This is a genomic window from Arachidicoccus ginsenosidivorans, from assembly GCF_007971385.1.
GTDB lineage: Bacteria > Bacteroidota > Bacteroidia > Chitinophagales > Chitinophagaceae > Arachidicoccus > Arachidicoccus ginsenosidivorans.
Genome location: NZ_CP042434.1, coordinates 4,459,406 through 4,477,929, shown reverse-complemented (window position 1 = coordinate 4,477,929; position 18,524 = coordinate 4,459,406). Strand labels below are relative to the sequence as shown.

The 18,524-nt window shown below is 39.6% G+C and carries 14 protein-coding genes; 10 read left to right on the top strand and 4 right to left on the bottom strand.

The genetic code is table 11. The features are described from left to right. Positions 1-61: 61 nt before the first annotated feature. A complete protein-coding gene (locus FSB73_RS17915; protein ID WP_146785337.1) occupies positions 62-328 on the bottom strand; it encodes a hypothetical protein in 267 nt (88 codons plus the stop codon). Positions 329-725: 397 nt separating this feature from the next. Between FSB73_RS17915 and FSB73_RS17910 the strand changes: the two genes are divergently transcribed. Continuing rightward, complete coding sequence (locus FSB73_RS17910) at positions 726-2,879, top strand: cation:proton antiporter (protein ID WP_146785334.1); 2,154 nt, start codon at positions 726-728, stop codon at positions 2,877-2,879. Positions 2,880-2,952: 73 nt separating this feature from the next. On the opposite strand, the gene FSB73_RS17905 is transcribed toward FSB73_RS17910, so the two are convergent. Next, complete coding sequence (locus FSB73_RS17905; RefSeq protein ID WP_146785331.1) at positions 2,953-3,519, bottom strand: type 1 glutamine amidotransferase domain-containing protein; 567 nt, start codon at positions 3,517-3,519, stop codon at positions 2,953-2,955. Between the two features lie 311 nt (positions 3,520-3,830). On the opposite strand from FSB73_RS17905, the gene FSB73_RS17900 reads away from it, so the two are divergent. The 3 genes from FSB73_RS17900 (at position 3,831) to FSB73_RS17890 (ending at position 6,202) form a co-directional block, all read left to right on the top strand. Next, the gene (locus FSB73_RS17900) at positions 3,831-4,295 is read left to right on the top strand and encodes an NUDIX hydrolase (RefSeq protein WP_225974136.1); all 465 of its coding nucleotides are present in this window, start codon (positions 3,831-3,833) and stop codon (positions 4,293-4,295) included. A 62-nt stretch (positions 4,296-4,357) separates the two neighbouring features. Further along, a complete protein-coding gene (locus FSB73_RS17895; protein ID WP_146785328.1) occupies positions 4,358-5,290 on the top strand; it encodes a helix-turn-helix domain-containing protein in 933 nt (310 codons plus the stop codon). Between the two features lie 144 nt (positions 5,291-5,434). Continuing rightward, positions 5,435-6,202: an SDR family NAD(P)-dependent oxidoreductase gene (locus FSB73_RS17890; RefSeq protein ID WP_146785325.1), complete on the top strand. Its 768-nt coding sequence runs from the start codon at positions 5,435-5,437 to the stop codon at positions 6,200-6,202. Between the two features lie 150 nt (positions 6,203-6,352). On the opposite strand, the gene FSB73_RS17885 is transcribed toward FSB73_RS17890, so the two are convergent. Continuing rightward, on the bottom strand, positions 6,353-9,643 hold the full coding sequence (locus FSB73_RS17885; RefSeq protein WP_146785322.1) for a S41 family peptidase: 3,291 nt from the start codon (positions 9,641-9,643) through the stop codon (positions 6,353-6,355). Between the two features lie 282 nt (positions 9,644-9,925). Between FSB73_RS17885 and FSB73_RS17880 the strand changes: the two genes are divergently transcribed. From FSB73_RS17880 to FSB73_RS17855, 6 genes are all read left to right on the top strand, one after another. Further along, positions 9,926-12,364: an outer membrane beta-barrel family protein gene (locus FSB73_RS17880; RefSeq protein WP_146785319.1), complete on the top strand. Its 2,439-nt coding sequence runs from the start codon at positions 9,926-9,928 to the stop codon at positions 12,362-12,364. A gap of 258 nt (positions 12,365-12,622) precedes the next feature. Next, the gene (locus FSB73_RS17875; protein ID WP_146785316.1) at positions 12,623-13,858 is read left to right on the top strand and encodes an AAA family ATPase; all 1,236 of its coding nucleotides are present in this window, start codon (positions 12,623-12,625) and stop codon (positions 13,856-13,858) included. Continuing rightward, positions 13,842-14,363, top strand: coding sequence for a hypothetical protein (locus FSB73_RS17870; RefSeq protein WP_146785313.1), 522 nt, complete (start codon positions 13,842-13,844; stop codon positions 14,361-14,363). The genes FSB73_RS17875 and FSB73_RS17870 overlap by 17 nt, the downstream gene beginning before the upstream one ends. Positions 14,364-14,644: 281 nt before the next feature. After that, positions 14,645-15,409: a hypothetical protein gene (locus FSB73_RS17865; protein WP_146785310.1), complete on the top strand. Its 765-nt coding sequence runs from the start codon at positions 14,645-14,647 to the stop codon at positions 15,407-15,409. A 2-nt stretch (positions 15,410-15,411) separates the two neighbouring features. Next, positions 15,412-16,383, top strand: coding sequence for a helix-turn-helix transcriptional regulator (locus FSB73_RS17860; RefSeq protein ID WP_146785307.1), 972 nt, complete (start codon positions 15,412-15,414; stop codon positions 16,381-16,383). A gap of 523 nt (positions 16,384-16,906) precedes the next feature. Further along, complete coding sequence (locus FSB73_RS17855) at positions 16,907-17,260, top strand: hypothetical protein (protein ID WP_146785303.1); 354 nt, start codon at positions 16,907-16,909, stop codon at positions 17,258-17,260. Positions 17,261-17,434: 174 nt separating this feature from the next. Here FSB73_RS17855 and FSB73_RS17850 read toward each other — a convergent pair whose 3' ends face one another. Then, the gene (locus FSB73_RS17850) at positions 17,435-18,523 is read right to left on the bottom strand and encodes a DUF695 domain-containing protein (RefSeq protein WP_146785300.1); all 1,089 of its coding nucleotides are present in this window, start codon (positions 18,521-18,523) and stop codon (positions 17,435-17,437) included. Position 18,524: the final 1 nt, after the last annotated feature.

The following is an 18,524-nucleotide window of genomic DNA, read 5'->3' as shown; positions in this document are numbered from 1 at the left end:
ATGAGGAAGTGCTCCCTTCGGGGGCACTTTTTTTTGCGCTTATACCGACAATTAATGGCTGTTATTGAAATTTCCCTTTTGTCGTGCTGTCCACTACCGCACCATTCGCCGTGTCAGTAGGATGACTCGTGCCAGCCGGATTATAACCACTTGGTTGACCAGGCATTGGACTGTCGCTGATTGTTGCACTATCTGGCATACCCATATCATTGGGGTTATCATTTAAGTGCTGGGGGCCCTTGCCGCTACCGCAACTAAGCGCAAAGAAAAGAACCAGAGCGGTCAAAAAAAGTTTCCAATGGGTATTTTTCACATTATTCATCATCATTGCATTTTTGAAATTATTAAACCTAGATATACAGACTATGATACAAAAAATGCTCCGAAGCTCATTTTCTTGAAACTTTAACACTAGAAGCAAGCCATTTTTTGAAAGACTCATTTATACAACCAACACAGATTGACGGATAGATCCAGCAAAAAGATGGTACTAATAATATTGGATTTTTTATTTATTTAGCCATCTTTCTGCGAAAAAACAACGAAAAACTTCCAATTTAACCTTTAAAAATGCCGTATTTTTTATGCTTATTACCTACCTTTATCTTTGATTAAAATTGATAACGATTCAACCTTCCATTAAGTCGGTTGCCAAAAAAAGATGGTAAAACATAGCGAAAACCAACATATTGACCCTTAGTATTTAACCATAGAATAAACCCTGCATGCAGCAAATTTTTCATAATCTCATTAAAGAATTTCAATTACCCTTATCTAGTCCGGTTCTCATATTTTCCCTAATCCTTTTGATCATTCTTTTTGCGCCCATAGCGCTAAAAAGATTCAATCTGCCCGGCATTATCGGCCTTATTGTCTCTGGTGTGATCATCGGCCCAAAAGGACTTGATATCATTGCCAATGATTCTGCTATTCATCTTTTTTCTACCATAGGCATCCTGTATATTATGTTTATAGCGGGGCTTGAACTTGATTTACAACAGTTTAAGAAACACCGCAACAAAAGCCTGATATTTGGCGCTTTTACCTTCTTTCTGCCACTGATTATCGGCTACCCGGTCTGCCGCTATATCCTTGGATATGATTTTAATGCCAGTTTTTTAACCGCCAGTATGTTTGCCACCCATACGCTTGTTTCTTACCCAATTGTCAGCAAACTCGGTGTCTCTAAAAACATTTCCGTGGCTTTGACTGTAGGAGGAACGATTTTGACGGATACTGCCGTGTTGATTATATTAGCCGTCATTTTGGGTAAATCCAGAGGTGGCCTTTCGGAGGAGTTTTTTATCACCCTGGGTATTTCCATTTTGCTCTTTTCTGCTTTCATGTTTTTGGTGATCCCCAGAATTGCCAAATGGTTTTTCCAGAAAATGGAAAGTGAAAAGCATGCCCACTACATTTTTGTATTGGCAGTCGTATTCTTTGCCGCTTTTTTGTCGCAGGTGATCGGCCTGGAACCCATTATTGGTGCTTTCGTAGCCGGTCTGGCGCTCAATAAACTGATCCCGGAATCCTCAGCCTTAATGAACCGGATTGAATTTATCGGCAATTCACTTTTTATCCCCTTTTTTTTGATCGCAGTGGGTATGCAAGTAAATATTAAAGTCATCACAGCGGGCCCTATGGCGCTGGTTGTAGCAGGGACTTTATCGCTGGTTGCCATCGTCGGCAAGTGGCTTGCCGCCTGGTCCACCCAGCATATTTTCAAATTATCAAAAGATCAAAGAGGTATTATTTTCGGTCTTAGCGGATCCCACGCCGCAGCCACCTTGGCGGTTATTTTAGTCGGTTATGAGGCAAAAATCCTGGATGAGAATATCTTAAATGGTACCATTATTCTCATTTTGATTACCTGTATTGTCTCTTCACTGGTCACCGAAAGATCGGCCAAAGCTATTTTGATTCAAAACGAGACCCGGGATCTTGTCAGTGAGGAAAAAGAGACCTCCAATAGGGAGAATATTATAGTCACGGCCTCCAAGGCCATCAAATTTGAGAAATTACTGGAACTGGCTTTGTTGATCAAAAATAAAAAATCGGATGAACCGGTGACGATCTTGTCTGTAGTGCCCAATAATGAAGCAGCAGAAGAAAACATCCTTAAATCCCGCAATAAACTCCATGAATTTATCACTATGGCATCCGCTACGGAAGTGAAGGCAAATATAATTACGACACTGGATCATAATGCAGCCAGCGGGATCGCCAGGGTTGCCAAGGAATCCATGGCCGACCTGGTCATTACCAGTTGGCCCAATAGGGCGCGTATGCTGGATTTATTTATTGGAGAAAAAATGGAAGGTATTATTCGTAGTGTGGATAAAAACCTTTTTATCTGCCGATTATCCGCTCCGCTGGTTACCAATAAAAGAATCGTGCTGGCCTCCCCACCACTGGCAGAGCTGGAAAAAGGGTTTGATTTATGGGTTCGCAAAGTCATCCGCCTGGCCGAAGAATTAACAGTACCTATATTCCATTATGGTCACACCCACACGCATAGCGCTTTTAAACAGAAGATCCACAAAATGGGCGTCAACATCTCCTATTTTCACCACAATTTTGAAGATTGGGACAATTTTGTCAGTTTCACCCGCTTTGTTAAACCAGAAGATTTATTCGTAGTGGTATCCGCCAGAAATGGGTCTGTGTCCTATATGGGTGTACAAGATCACTTGCATTATAAACTTGACAAATATTTTGAACAAATCAGCAAAATTATCATTTTCCCTAAACAAGAAGGGGTGCTTACAGGTGATGACAATTATGAGGAAATTAATCTGAGCCCACTTAACAGAAGTCTGGATGCATTCGAACTGGTTGGAAAAAGCATCAAGGACTTCTTCAATAAAAAGCAGCCTTAAATCTTATAAAATATAGGACAAAGGCTGCTCACCTATAACCCGAAATAAGGACAATTTATTTACAAGAGACGATTTAATTAATGTCTTTTTGACGGCCTGCTGCGAGTTGTTCAATTAACTTCTCATTAAAGGCCGGCAAGTCCTCAGGTGATCTGCTGGTAATCAAAAAACCATCCACTACCACCTGTTGATCGGTCCATTTGGCTCCTGCATTGATCAGATCCGTTTTAATGGAAGGGTAGGAAGTCAGCTCTTTGCCTTCCAATAAACCGGTTTCAATGAGTGTTTGCGGGCCATGACAAATAGCAGCAATTGGTTTGCCTGCTTCACTGAATTTTTTGACAAAAGCTACTGCTTCTTGGTGTGTTCTGAGCTTGTCGGGATTCATTACACCGCCTGGCAATACAAGGGCTATATACTGATCGGCATCCGCCCCAGCCACATCTTGGTCTACTTTTAATTCTGTCCCCCAGTCACCGTGATCCCAGCCCCGAATGGTCTTTTTTCCAGTGGAAAGAATCTCCACTGTAATACCTACGTCTTCTAAGGCCTTTTTAGGGCTGAGCAGTTCAGACTGCTCAAATCCTGTTTCTGACAGGATAGCCACTTTCTTTCCTTTTAAATATGCACTACTTTCCATTTTATTCCTTTTATATTACAAAAACAAATATTTAATCCAACCCTTTCTAATAGTACCAGCCGCCAATGCCATGCCAGCCCGTAGCAAACTTGTAGCAAAGTACCGCTGCGGCCAAATGAAGGTTAAGGGGGGTGGTATAACTGGGCATTTACAGCAACATTTTGTACCAAGCCCGCCGCATTTGATGCAACTTTTCTAATTTTGCAGCCACCACTATGTTGAAGGTCCCAAACAAAAAGTGCCCATTAGATATCGCCATGCACTGGATTTTCACATAATAGACACAAACTTAATTTTTAATATACCGCTCCATGACTTTAAAAAACAGCTCAGATCAAATGGAAACCCACCTTTACAACGCTAAAGTCATCCATACAGCGGGACTGATTGTTTATCAGAATAAGCAGTTACTGTTAGCCTTTAGCAAGCATAAAAGCGCCTGGTATTTGCCAGGGGGTAAAATTGATCCTGAAGAAAGCCCACTAGAGGCCTTAATCCGGGAAATCCAAGAGGAATTGTGCGTAACACTACTGAAGACAGATCTGACCCCCTTGTTTCACATTACAGCGCCAGCCTTTGGCGAAAAGGAAGGGATCATTATGGAACAAGATTGTTTTCAAGGGCCTTCGGACCTGCCTTACAAGGCCTCTAGCGAAATAGGGGAGTTGCGCTATTTTTCCTTGGCGGATTATATGGCCCAGTCACCTATCGTGCCAGGGGTTATCACCGCTTTTGAAAAGTTGCAGGCTGCAGGCCTCGCTGCTAATACAAGGTAATTTTTTACTAGATATCTACCCATCTATACCTCCGTCAGGAATTCTTAGTAAATTTGGTAGCTATGACGACCATTAAAGAAACATCGCTGGAAGGCTTTTATCAGGAGATTGCCGGTATCACCGGTCAGTCTTTAACAGAGTTACTGCCGCCTGATATACAAAAGGAGGTGGGACACTTTAACATCTTTAATATCCGTGAGACCTATAAAAATGCCAAGGATAACAGCGTTATGCCCTATAACCGCAGAGCTTATTACAAGATCAGTTGTATAAAAGGCAAAAACAGGGCTGAATATGCAGATAAGGTCATCCAGATAGAAAAATACGGTTTACTCTTTGCGACGCCTAAGGTGCCTTACCACTGGATTCCCTTAAATGAGCCAGACGGCGATTTTTGCATCTTCACAAAAGATTTTTTGATGCAGGGCAACAGCGCTGTGCAACTAGATGAACTACCCATTTTTAAAGCGTCCGGTACACCGGTTTTTGAATTATCTGAGGCGCATTTCAAGGAGATCCATCCTGTTTTTACGAAAATGCAACAGGCGATTCTAACGGATTATCCTTATAAATACGATCTGATCAGAAATTATGTAATGGAGCTGATCCACTATGGGCAGCAATTACAACCTCAAAATAGCAATCGAAGGCCACAAAATGCGGCAGAGCGCATCTTATCTCTTTTTATAGAACTGCTGGAAAGGCAATTTTCAACTGCTGGCGGTGAAAAACTTTTGCTTAGAACTGCCGGGGATTTTGCCAGCCGCCTGGCCATTCATGTCAACCATCTCAATAAAATCATTAAAGACCTTACCGGCCAATCCACCACAGATATTATCAGTGGTCGGATTATCCAGGAGGCCAAAATTCTGCTCAGGCAATCGACACTCAATATATCTGAAATTGCCTATACTCTTGGTTTTGAACAAACTGCACATTTTTCCAATTTCTTTAAAAAACATACCGGAACCAGTCCAAGTATATACAGGTCATAACCATTATTGTTTTCGGCGCGTCTTTTTTAAAAATATTTGATTTTTGCAAGCATCCCTTTGAATATTGCAAACAACCAAAGGTAGTTATTATAGACCTTTGCGTTATCAAATGATTCAATAATACAACAATAAATTGATACAAAAATGACAGCAGTTAACAACAAAATCGCCCTTATTACAGGAGGCTCCAGAGGACTGGGTAGAGAGATGGCGCTCGCCCTGGCAACAGACGGAAAAGATATTATCATTACCTATCACAGCAATCAAAGGCAGGCAGAAGAGGTCGTGGGCCTGATTAAAGCAAAAGGCGTAAAGGCTGCAGCCTTCCAGCTGGATGCCAGCAAAACAGATTCGTTTGACGCTTTTTTTGCCAATCTAAGTACCTATCTGAACCAAACCTATCAAAAGGCAACTTTCGATTATCTGATCAATAACGGAGGTACAGCTTTATATGCACCATTTGCACAAACAACCGAAGCAGCATTTGATCAGATTGTCAACCTGCATTTTAAAGGGGTTTATTTTCTTTCACAAAAGGCATTGCCTTTTTTAAACGATCACGGTGCCATCGTAAATGTAAGCTCTGGTCTGGCCAGGTTCTCGCTTCCCGGATCATCCGCCTATGGCGCCACTAAGGCAGCTGTAGATTCACTCAGCCGGTACATGGCAAGGGAACTTGGCAGTCGTGGCATCCGGGTCAATTCCATTGCACCGGGTGCTATTGAAACTGATTTTGGTGGTGGTCACGTCAGAGACAATAAGGACATTAACCAATTTATCGCGGCAGAAACGCCACTGGGCAGGGTAGGACTTCCTACCGATATCGGCGGCGTCGTGGCCTTTTTATGTTCAGATGCAGCCGGTTGGATCAGTGGACAGCGCTTAGAGGTCTCTGGTGGCATTTATGCATAATTGTGCTTGCAATAAGTAAGGAGTTACCTCCTTTTGCCACAACATCTTTTGCCACAACATAAAAATGGCTGGTCGCTAAGGGTTCTTAAATCTGTTAGCGGCCAGCCATTTTCTTATTATGATAACCAATATTATTTTCAGCTGCTTAGATTACTGCTGCACATTTGAGCTGGAACTGGCAGCTTCCTTCAGCATTTCTTTTACGGCTGCTTCCAGTTGATCATCCTTGCCATTTAAGAAATCCTCGTAGGGTAAGGCAACTTTGATATCCGGTTCAATTTGTAATCTTTCCGTTGGTCTTTTTTCCTTGCCAATGGTAGCCACCATCGGAATACCAAAGATCAGTGTCGGGTCGATTTGGCGTTCCCACCACACAGCCGTACCGGTGCCCGCAACAGGCATGCCGATCAGTTTTCCGATTTTAAGTTCCTGATAAGCATAAGGGAAAATATAAGCATCACTGTAGTTGCTTTCACTCATTAAAACGCAACTAGGTTTCTGCCACTTATTGAGCGGTTCACCACCCTTTAGTACATGGCCCTGGGGCGCAAATTTCAGGTAATTCTTTCCTGAAAGGAAAGTAACCAGATCATCATGCAACCAGCCACCGCCATTAAAGCGCGTATCGACAATTAAGGCCTGTTTCTCTCTGTTTTTACCCATAACTTTATCGAAGGTTTCCCTGAAACTGCCATCATTCATCCCTTCAACATGTACATAGCCGATTTTGCCACCACTGAGTTTATTCACCATATCTTCCATTAAACGCGTCCAGCGTTTATACATCAGATCTGATTCTTTGGCCAGCGTGATCGGCCTTATTTTTTCCTCCCAGGTCTTGCCGTCTTTTCCCTGAAAGGTTAAGAGCACGTTTTTACCCGCCTGATGGTTGAGTAAAATGGCCCAGTCAATGCTATCTGTTATAGGCTGATGATTAATCTGTACGAGTAAATCGCCGGCCTTTATTTTGGTTTTGGTCCGGTCAATGGGGCCACCTGCAATGACTTCTGTAATTTTCAGGCCCTTCCCCGTATATGTCTCATCATAAAGCAGGCCCAGTGAGGCGGTTTGATCCGCATTTTCATGATTGGGATAGAACCTGCCGCCCGTATGCGATACATCCAGCTCACCCAGCATTTCACTGAGCAGTAGGGCAAAATCATAATTATTGTTGATATGCGGTAAAAAGCGTTCATAGACCTTTTTATACCCATCCCAATCTACCCCATTCATATCGGGTGCATACAGTTTCTTTTTGACTTGCCGCCAGGCATGCTCAAAAATATACCTTCTTTCCGCGGATGCGTCCAGCATCATGTTTCCATCAATGGAAATAGGGCTGACCTTACCGGAGGTAACATCCACCTTAATTAAACCACCACGGGAACTTAAAAACAGACTCTTGCCATCTTTACTCATTTCAAGACTGCTGGGTGAACCGCTTAATTTAGCCAGAATCTTGGTATCATGCGTTCTGGGCTCCGTAACCCAGAGGTCAAACCCTTTTTCAAATGCCGCCAGATAATACAATTTAGAACCGTCATTAGACAATACATAATCGCTGATGGAGGAACTATTGATGGTCAGCCTAATCTGGCGCCTATCCAGATCTGTAAAATCCAGTTTTAAAATTGAATCTTTATTGTCTTTTGAGAGCGTATCTTTTTTCTTATTAGGGTCGTGTGCCGTAAGCGCCGCAGTGCCCTTTTTCCCTTCCCCTTTGGTGGTATCGGGTTTGGCTTCTTTTTCCTTCAGCAAGGCGTAATCCTCCTTACTTAAGATAAATTGATCATAGGCTTCTTTGTCAAAAAACACACCATATACATCCACTTCCTGGCTACCTTGAGAAGCCAGGGATTTTCTACCCAGTTTACTGCTTTCCCAGGTAAGCATTTTGCCGCCAAGTGCCCATTTGCTGTTAAATTCCCCAAATCCACTGTTAACCGGGTGCATAATCTTGCCTGTTCCGTCAGCGGCAATCAAGGCGGTATTACTGGAAGAGAAATACCCCATTTCGTCATCAGCAATGACCCAGCGACTGTCCGGACTCCAGTTAAAATCCCAGTCTCCGTCAGCATAAGAGTAATTATGTCCTTCCGGTAATAAGGTAACAGTCTTTTTAGTGGCAATCGTGTAGACCTTTAATATATTGCGCTCCTCAATATAGGCAATTTTTTTGCCGTCAGGGGACAGTTTAGGCTGGTACTCATCCTTATCCGTGGCAATCAGTGGCTCCTCTTTGATAACAGTAGAGGCATAAAAATAAGGTTCTTCGTTGCGAACAATTGAAGCCTTATAAATATCCCAGCTATTGCCTCTTTCTGTCGCATAGATAAGGCTTCTACCGTCTGGTGCCCACTGTACCATTCTTTCCTGCTGTGGTGTATTGGTAATCCTTTTGGTTTCCCCGTTTTCTACTGCGGTAACGAAAACCTCTCCTCTGGAAACAAAGGCGATTTCTTTGCCACTAGGAGAGAGCGCGAATTCACTGATATCTCCATTTACTTTCTTTTCCTTAGAAATACCGGCGTCACCATCATTGGTCAGATTTATGGCCACTTTTGTGGGCTTTGCACCATTAGCGAGGGTATAGATTTCTCCGTTCCAGGTAAAACAAAGCGTATTATCATCAGCCAGGCTAAGATTTCTAACAGGATTTGTTGTAAAATCAGTCAATTGGGTAGGTGTAGCCGTAATATCAGCCGCCTGTTTAAACACGTTCTGCGTCCCGTTTTTTTCGCTCAGATAATAAACGCTATTGCCATCTGCACTAAATAGTGGCTCCCTATCTTCACCATTGAAGGCGCTTATTTTTTTATAACTTTTATGCGGGATATCCATTACCCAGATATCTCTGGTGACTGCCGAGGTTGCATGTTTACGCTGTTCACTCTCATAACCTTTTATATCTTCAAATACGATTTCGTTGCCCTTTTTATTGTAGTGAGCTGTCGACATACCTGCCGCACTGATCAGTAGTGGCCGGCCGCCATTTATAGAGACCGTATAAACCATCGGAAAAAGCGAGGAACTGAACCGGACGCTTTTTGCGGGCGCATTTCTAGACGACTTGAATAAAACATTTTTGTTATCTGGTGTAAAATCATAAGGGAAGTCATTGGCACTATGCTCGGTGATCCTTTTGGGCGTGCCGCCCTTTGCCGGCATCACAAAAACATCAAAATTACCATACCGGTCACTGGCAAAGGCGATATAACGTCCATCATGACTCCAGACGGGCATCATATTATGCGCATCGAATAGCGTCAGCGGAACAGCCGTTCCGCCACTTGAATTAACCGTATATAATGTACCCTTATAGCCAAAGGCAATGGTTTGCCCATCGGGTGAAATGGCTGGATTTTGCAGCCATAATGGGGTGATCTGTGCCGTCAGGGCTCCTGTCAGCAAGATAAATAAACCCAGTAGCAGTTTTTTCATGTACTTGAAAAATGATAAAAGTGGAAAAATTAGTTAGGCTGTAAATATAGCGATAATAACGCATAAGAGAAATATTATATAGACAATTACAACCCAGCGGCACGCTTTAGTTACCTAAATATCAGTCAATTACAATAATCTTTTTGCGCTATAACCCATTATACCAAGAAATTTTGTAAATTATTATTGACACATTGTAAAGTATACATTACTATTTAGCAGCTTTATATTACATTTGCCGAATAATTAAGATCATTGTTAAACGCAGTAAACACCTTACGCATGAAGTTTATAATACTGGTAATCAAAGCATTATTAATTTATTTACTGTTTATTCTACCTAAAACCATTCAAGGACAGGATGCGCTATCTGGAATCGTCCTGGATACAGCTGACAACCCTATTGACAATGTCCTGATTACCGCCCAAACTCAAAAAGACCATCAGCTTACATTAAAACAAACAAGGACCAATCAAAAAGGGGAATTTAACTTACCCATTACAACTTCAACAACATCAGTAGTTTTTCAAAAACAGGGTTATATGACAGTTGGTTTTAACCGGGGTCAATTAAATAAATTATTAGTCGCGACTCATCTTAGCGTGACTTTACCTATTGCATCACAGCGGCAATTAGCTGACGTAACCGTAAAATCCAGGCCGCCACTTATTGAACATCAATTGGACAAAGTCATCTTAAAAGTAGCCGGCAGCTCCATTGAAGACATCGGGTCAAGTCTGGATCTGCTAAAATACGGTCCAGGTATTGCACTTATTGATGGGCACATTTTCTTAAATGGCAATCAATCACCTGAAATTTTGATTAATGGCAAAAAACTGCAACTAACAGGAGCTGCCCGTATCAGCTTTTTAAACAGTTTAAAATCCTCCGACATCGAAGCCATTGAGATTATGGCTTATCCTCCCGTCAGTTTTGATGCGGCAGGTAGCGGTGGACTTATTAATATAAGATTGAAAAAAAAGTTGCAACAAGGACTAACAGGAAGTCTCTCCTTCCGGGGATATCAAGGACTGGGTGGGTACCCGGATTACACCCCAAGTGTTAACCTGTCTTACAATAAGAAAAAGTTTGGCCTGCAGATGGGTGTGACTCACGATTATTTTAAAGCTTATTTTGATGTTGGGACCAAAAGATCTGTTGTTGACCATAGCGGTACAGGCCAATATAGCTCTTTGGCAAAAAACATCCGAAAAGTGTTATTGGAGAGTCAAAATTTGAGTCTATTTTACAATTTGAATAAACACGCCTTGCTGGGGATTGATCTTATGCATACGATTACAGGGGGTTCAACAATAACTGCAGCAAATTCAACCCTTAAGTACCCAGAAAGCTTGCATAACCAAAACGGCCTAGGTCATTATTTAGAAAAGTTCCACAAAAACTTCACGGACCTGAGCGGCAATTATATTTATAGGCCAGATTCCTTAGGATCGGCTTTTAGAATCTTAAGCGATTTAGCCCTTAGCCAGGACCGCAATTTTTCTATTAGCAACAGTAGCTACTTTGATGACCAGCAAAACAATTTAAAGGATACCTCTTTTATCACACATTACCCCAGCCGTTCCATTATTTATACACTGCAATCTGATTATAAAAAGATGCTCCCAAATGCCAGGTCGTTATTTATAGGGTTTAAATACACAAATACAGGCATTTCCAATAATAATTACGGCGAGGCTCGTTTACACCATGAATTTGTCTTGGATTCCTCAACAGCTTTTAAATTTAAATATAGCGAGCAAATTCTTGCAGGTTTTTTGGAGCTAAAAGGGCAGGTGGCGGCTATATCCTACCAGCTGGGACTCAGAGGAGAATACAGCCATATTACAGGCAGTATCTACAACAGTCTGCATCAGGATAGCCGCCATTCAAAGGCTTACTTTAATCTCTTTCCAGCCGTGTTCTTAAAAAAGATAACCAGCCAAAAAGCAAATAATTATCTGATGGCTAGGTTCAGCCGTCGTATAAAGCGACCTTCTTATTATCAGTTAAATCCCTTTCAATACGCCATAGATAATTATACGACCAGTAGCGGAAATCCCTACCTTAAGCCTCAATACACCAATGCCGTTGCGCTCAGTTATACCTGGCACAACAAAATTGACTTTAGTTTAAACTATACGAATACAACTTTCATGATCAGTCCCATTACCAGTTATTATGCAGACAGTGCAAAAATGTCGAGAACATATCAAAATATAGGTCAATCTGATAACTTTTACATAATGATTACTATCCCAATTGCTATTTGTTCCTGGTGGCAATCAAATAATACCATTAATACCGGGCTTAACGCAACAAGCAGCAATTTGTTCTTTCTCAAAAAGTATTATGTATCAGCAGCGTTGAATCAGGATTTTACTTTGTCTAAAACTACCTCCCTAAATTTATTTGGGTCATATAGATATCACCAGATGTGGGCCAATACCTTATATGATCCAAATTGGCAAGTAGATATATCTTTCAGAAAAAAGCTATTGGATGGGAAGTTAGTGATGAGTCTGGGAGTAGATGACCTGTTAAATACCTATGGAAAATCCAAAAGCAGGCAATTTTTTAACAAGAACCTGCTGCTGAATAAGCGCACCTTTCAATCCAGGGAAATTAAACTTTCCATCAATTATCGATTAGAAATTGGGAAACAATTTTTACACCATACAATTGAGCGGAGCAATACAGCGGAGCAGGGTAGATTATAGATACTAAAGGCAAATTCCAGGAATCAATAATAAGCAATGATCTGAGAAATATTATTAATTTTCATCCATATGTTTGATAACTTCACGAAATAGGTCATATTTGTACAATTGTTAGCCGTTCAATGTCAAAACAATTAAAATCAACTATCATATTAATCTAAATTAGATATATGTATCAAAATATTTGATTTGGATTTTAGATTGCAATTTCTGATCACAAGCATCATATGTTTATTACTGCATTAATAACAAATAGAAATGAGTTCAATTCGTATTAAAAATTTCGGTCCAATAAAAGCAGGTTTATTGGAAAATAATGGCTGGATAGAAGTCAAAAAGGCGACAATATTTATTGGCAATCAGGGCTCAGGAAGAAGTACAGTAGCAAAATTAATTTCAACATTTTTGTGGATTGAAAAAGCACTTGTCAGAGGGGATTTAAATCAGAAAATTCTCGAAACGAAAAATAAATTCAAAAATCAATTTCTGGCGTATCACCGTTTAGAAAATTATTTAAATTTTAAAAGTGAAATTGAATTCAATGGAGAAGCTTATAATATTAAATACGAAGATGGATTTTTAAAAATTAAAGAAATTGAAACAAAGTCTTATTCATTGCCTCAAATCATGTACGTTCCGGCAGAACGGAATTTCATTTCCTATGTAAGGACACCAAAAGAACTTAAATTCTCTTCTGATTCCTTAAAAGAATTTTTGACTGAATTTGAAAACGCAAAAGAAAATTTAAAATGGCCTATCCAATTACCTATTAATGCCTGTGAAATTGAATATGACAAATTAAATGACATTTTAAACTTAAAGGGAGAAGGATACAAAGTTAAATTGATAGAATCTTCAAGTGGGTTTCAGTCTTTGGTTCCCTTATATTTGATTTCAGATTACCTGGCAAATTCAGTAAAAATCCAAAGTAATGCAAATAGTGAGGCCATGAGTGAAGAAGAAATTAGGCGTTTTAAAAAAGGTGTCAATTATATATTAACAAATGACACTTTAACTGATGAACAAAAACGAGTTGCTTTATCAGTCCTTTCATCCAAATTTAATAAAACATCATTCATTAACATTGTAGAGGAGCCGGAACAGAATTTATTCCCAACATCTCAATGGGAAATATTACAAAGTCTCCTTAGATTCAACAATATGAATTTAAAAAATAAATTGATAATTACAACGCATAGTCCATATATTATCAATTATTTGAGCATTTTGATTCAAGGAGCATTTTTAAAAGAGAAAATTGACGCAAGTAGCCCAGAAAGTAAATTAAGTGAAAAACTTTTTGCGAGAATACCAAAAGATGCAATCATTTCTGCGGATGATGTAATTATCTATCAACTAGATGAGACTAACGGGAAAATAGAAAAATTAGAAACGTTTGAAGGCATCCCATCTGATGAAAACTTTTTAAACAAAAAATTACAGGAAAGCAATAACCTTTTTGATTATATGCTTGAAATTGAACAAGAATTATAATATGCCAATTGATTTTTTTAAGAAGGATTGCTGTGAAGGACCAATATCTGATGCCAAATTGGGCATAATAGATGACCAACTTGGAGCCAAGGCTCATACTGATTTTTCAGATGAATCTAAATGGCATGCAACCATAAAAAACAATAATAATAAAAAGATTTTTTTTCACTCAATCGATAATTGCCTTAATATTTTTAAAGATGAAAGTCAAGATTTGGAAAGCACTTGTGATGCCATGATTACTTTTCATGACGGACTCTATTTAATTGAATTGAAAACGCAAAGTCAAGGAGGCTGGATTCAAAAAGCAAAAACTCAACTTGAAAATACTATTCGCCTTCTAACTAAAGCTCATGACATCTCCTCAATTAAACATAAAAAGGCTTTCGCCTGTAACAGAAAACACCCTAACTTCTCTGTCCTAGAAAGTGCAGAGAAAAAAGCCTTCTTCAGCAGAACGAATGGATTTAGACTTGATATTCAGGCAGAAGTTGTAATTAAATAGCCGATATCAGACGATAAAGATTAAAAGATCGCATTTCGAAATTAAGGTCTTTCCTAGTGGCAAATAAAATTTCTGTACTTAAGAACCGGCCATCTAACTTGCCTTTATTCAAGGGCAACCTTTGATGGGCTAGATATACCGGAACCAACAAAACAAGCCATTTAGCTTCCAAAACGGCTCATTTCATTATCAAATTGCCTCATAAAGCAGAATTTCTTCTCAGAAACAGGCAGTTATCTCAGGGATTCCTTAATTTTACCCACGCTATCAATCAATCCCTTATGAAACTGACAGCTTTGATCACCGGCCTTCTTTTGAGTTTAATGTCCTTTGGGCAAAAACTAACCACCAAACAACTGATGCAGCTCTGGAGCGCCTCAGATACTTCTCAGACGACCAAAGCTGAAATTACTTATGCAGATTTGAAACAAAACAAAGATCTCAAAACCTTCAACCGAAGACTTTTTGAACTCTATACCTATTTGAGCCACCATGCTAATAATAGACTACTGATCCGCACATGGATATATGAAGTACTGGGAAAATCTGAATTTAAAATAAATTTTAGCGCCACAGATAAACTGCATATGCAGAAAGGACAAAAAATGGCAGGATTGATGGAAGATGATCAATTATTATCTGAGTTATTTTCTTTATACCCCAGGATGTCCAGCCCATACGATAATTCTTATTATACACTTCGCTCCCTGGAAATACAGCGTCGAATTGGTATGGAACACTTCCCGTTATTTTATCTTCGACTGATCAATTTCAGTATCAGTATGTATCATGTCGGTGAATATAAAGCAGCTATAGACTATGGCAAAAATGCACTGGAGCTCCTTGAAAACAGGGGCGGAGAGGACGCATTACAAAGGCGGGTATTACAATTAGACTATGTGGGTGCCAGTTATAAACAACTTGACAAACCAGATAGCGTTAACTATTATTACCGTCAGCTTCAAAAATATGCCTTACAATTTAAAGATTCTATCCTTAAACAGATCTGGCTGGGTATTGCTAAAGGGGTATGGGTTATAGCTTAATAATGGAAAATAATTATGCAGCTGCCAGACCTCTGGTGGAGGCCAATTTAGCCTCCAGTTTGAAATATGGGCAGATGCAGGATGCAGCAATGGCCAGAAGTGCGTTGGCAGAGATTGATTTTGCCCGTCAAAAATATCAAAAGGCTCTTTTAGGATGGCAGCAAGCCTACAAATGGTACGGTCAGGATCTACTAGGGAAATTGCAGGTTAGTCATAGCCTAGGTGTAATCTTTAATAAGTTAGGAGATTTTGATAGTTCCCTGTATTACTATCAGCGCTATGCGGAATATAAAATTAAATTTAATCAGCAAAATAATAGAGAGAAATCAGATGTTCTGCAAAGCAGAATTGAATTCAACAAAATGGACGGAGCTTTACAGGTAGCCAAAAAAGACATCCGGGCTGAAAAAAATATCCGATTGGCCATTCTGACCTGTCTGCTACTATTAGCAATTATTGCCATTCTTATCTATAATCGCAGCAGGATAAAACACAAGCTCGCCCTGGAAAAAGTCCAAACAAGGCAAAGATTAGCCGAGCTGGAAATAAGTAAAGCCAAAGAACAAATTAAGACCTTTACAGAACGAATCAAGAAAAGTGAGGCATTGATCGAAGAATTAAAAGCAGTCCAGCAAACCGAAAATAATGCTGGCCCAAATTTGGAAGAAAAATTATTGGCCTTCACCTTGGTCACTAATGAGGGTTGGGAAGATTTTAGAATTGAGTTTATAAAAGCATATCCGGCATTTTATCCCGCTCTGCAAAAGCGAGCTGGCAATCTTACCCCGGCAGAGGAGAGGCTCGCCGCGCTGATTCATCTACAATTAAACAATACTGAAATCGCAGGATCCTTAGGAATCGCCAAAGAAAGTGTATCCAGAAGCAAAAGAAGACTAAAAACTAGGCTCGACTTATCTGAAATGGATTCTTTAGAATTATTTTTAACCCAAATATCTCCGACAGAACTTAAATAACTCATTAGTTTACTGACAGATATCAATCAATTACTTTTGTCCGCATTTTGTCCGCCCTTAAGAAATGACCAGTAAATATCAATTTGGTAATTTTATTCAGTGAACAAATCGAACCATAATAAAAACAATGATAGCCGGTGGGCCTATCTTATCATTGCGATTCTAACCCTTGCGCTTATGCTGGCGGTCTGGCTCTTCTTTGCCCACAAAATTGCTCAATTGTCCAAATAACCCGCTCTTAAATTTTAGACAATCTTACTTATTTGCCTAAACGCTCGTTAAGGGCCAACAACTTCAGACATCAAAAACGAACACCAAAAGTAAATATAGAATTAAAAAGGAGACATTATACAGCTATAGTTTTTAACCAGTACAAAGATATTAGCAGTCCAAGTTCATGTTTAAACATTAATAACCCATCACCAGATTAACATTAATTTACGGCAGCTCTAATATTTTTGATTTAAAAATCACCATAAATTTGGTTCGGAAATTTTTCCAATAACAAATTAAATTTAGCATCATGAAGAAATTAATTTTTGGATTGATCATGGCTTTCGCGTGCAGTTTTTGTTTTACAACAAGTAATGCACAAAGCACCACTACGACCCCTACAACTACACAACAGGTCGCCAAAAAAGCAAAGAAAACAAAGAAAAAAGCCGTAAAAAAGGCAGACAAAACAAAAACAGAAGCAACAGCGGCAACGAAAAAGGCCACAAAAAAAGCTGACAAAACAGCAAAGACCGAAAAAAAAGCAGTCGCTAAAAAGGCTGTGACAGAAAAGAAAACAGCTAACGCAAAGGTAGATGCAAAAGGCCATCACCTGAAAAAGGATGGTACCAAGGATATGCGTTATAAAGAAAACAAGCAATAATTCCGCTTGAATAATTTAAATAGATTAATATCTGGAACCGCGGAATTTTAAAATCTTTAAAATTGCCGCGGTTTTTGTTTTAAAATTATAGGCTACTAGCTTTAATTAAAGCAAACTTAGTTGGCATGTTATAAAAACCCATTTCAGGCAATAAAACAGATTAACGCCCTATCTTTATCTGAAGTGATTAAAACTTTGCCAGTATTTATCCTTATAAATATCAATGTTCACCTCTTCAAACTGGCTCTTATATTTATTTTGTATCGCATAAAGCACTTTAGATGGTGTCCTGAATTCACAGCAGGCAAAATTCATCCGACATACGCCATTGCCTATTTGACGCCCTATATATAAATAACCTTGTTCTCCTTGAAGTTCTTTCATTAAATCTTGTTCAAGCTGATTAACCAATTCATAAGTTTTATTACCAGGCATGCCATTATTTCCCTCCTTATACCAAAGTTCGATATTAGCGATCCAGGGATGGGAGGCCTTGCTATCCCATTCAAGGACAGCGGTATTCACCAGGGCAATGAGCGGATTTCCATTGGCATGCTGGCCTTCATAGGTCGCATAGTGATCCTCTTTACTATCGTATCTTTCCTCATTATACTTTTCAATAAATTCCTTTTCTCGCCAGTTTAAATAATCTTTCAAACGGGCAATCGCAATCAGTTCCTTTTCTGCCTGCACTGGTCCTATTACCTGCATTTGATCAATGATGGTGGCTGCTTTCAATTCACCCAGATAGTTATCCAAATAGATATAAACACCCAATCTTATGGTTTCGCTGTCCTGCTCACTGTAATCATCATATATCAGAGTAAGATCCACTTCATCTGGATATGCAGCATGTTCATTGGCATAAAAATTTAAATTATCCTGATTGAACCGGTAATCACCCATATGGATATCAATATCTTCCATTCTAATTGCCGGTTTTAGCGCAGTAAACTTCCAATTTTCTATACGGGGCGCAGCGGCCACCAAATCTTCAACAAACACTATTTGAGCAATATTGCCCTCTGCAGTAAACACCAATTCTGCAGTATTTTCATCATACATGCCTGTTACATAATAATAATCTTTTTTTATAAGCGCTAATTGAGCCGCCAGTGGATCCAGAAAATTCTGGTCAATTTGGCTTCCTTCTTGTACCACCTTAAAGAATTTAGTGGCCTTGGAATTGAACCACCACCAAAAAGCGGTATAATCTAGGGTAGGAGACGGCTTTTTGCCAAAAATAGATTTAATCTCACGCATA